The sequence below is a fragment of the Streptomyces sp. NPDC005803 genome (assembly GCF_040630435.1).
Lineage (GTDB): Bacteria > Actinomycetota > Actinomycetes > Streptomycetales > Streptomycetaceae > Streptomyces.
The window spans coordinates 1-1,083 of sequence record NZ_JBEXXO010000090.1; the positions used below are offsets into that span (position 1 = coordinate 1).

Below are 1,083 nucleotides of genomic sequence, written 5' to 3' on the forward strand. Positions count from 1 at the left end.
CGAGCCAGATCGAATTGGCCACGCTGCGGATCTCCGCCTCGGTGATCGGCGGAGCGGCGGGCGTGGCCGGCGGTGCGCCGGCGTTCCGCTGGGCCGCCCCGTGCTCGGCGGCGACCTGGGCGGCCGCGGCCTTCCGCTTCTCCTCCCGGTTCAGGCGTTCCTCCGCCTCGATGCGGGCGGACTCGGCGAGATGTTCGAGGCGCCCGTCGATGATCTTGCCGAGGGTCGCGCCGGCGGCGCCGGGCACCTGGTAGTCGAGCTGCCCGGCCTCGTCGGCCTCGCGGCGGACGCCGGTCAGCCACTCCGTGGACGACCAGATACGGCCGTTGTTGATGCGCTCGAGGAACGGCTCCGCCGGGTGCGGTTCCGGCTCGGACTCCTTGTGCAGGTCGGCCTTTGACCACAGGTCCAGGGCCATCCCGAACCGCATGGCGGCGTTACGGATGGCGTCGCCGATGGCCTCCTTCACGGCGGTCGGGCTGGCCTTCTTCCCGACGGCATCGCCGTAGCCCTTGCGGGTCATCCCGCACACCGTGAGCTTGATCCACAGCCCGCCGAACTGGTCGAAGAACGGCAGGCCGTTCGCGTCGACGCTCAGCGGCTCCCAGTCCCAAGTCGGGTCGACGGACAGGAGGCGATCGGTGATCCCGGCGTGTCCGACATAGTCGAGGTCGGAGTGCGCCTCGGTAATCCACGTGCCGCACTTCCCGCAATTGATCTTTGCGTGGCTCTTGCAGTTCCGGGTCTCCGACGCGTTGCACGCCTTGCACCACGGCTGAGGCCGCTTCGAGATCAAGTCGGCGTCGAACGGCGCCCGCAGCCTCTCCAGCGCCTTCAACTGAGTGTCGGGGAGGGGGGTGGTGTGCCCCTCGTCGAGCGCCGTGACCCGGGCGGCCGCATGGGATGCGCGCTGTTCCTCGTCGTGCCGCGCCTGCATCAGGTTGAGCGCCTGCATGAACTGCTCGGGAGTGAGGGAGGCGACCGCGTTCGCGACGGCCTGCTCGGTGGCCATCTCGGCCTGGTTCGGGGTGTGCTGAGTAGAACCGTCGGCGGTGCCGGCGGCCTTGGGGCCTGCCATCTGGG

General features: G+C 70.1%; 1 protein-coding gene. It reads right to left on the reverse strand.

All coding sequences use genetic code 11. The annotated features are described in order from the left end of the window. Nucleotides 1–1,083: hypothetical protein (locus tag ABZ454_RS38955; protein ID WP_359544154.1), on the reverse strand; the 1,083-nt coding region annotated here is incomplete at both ends.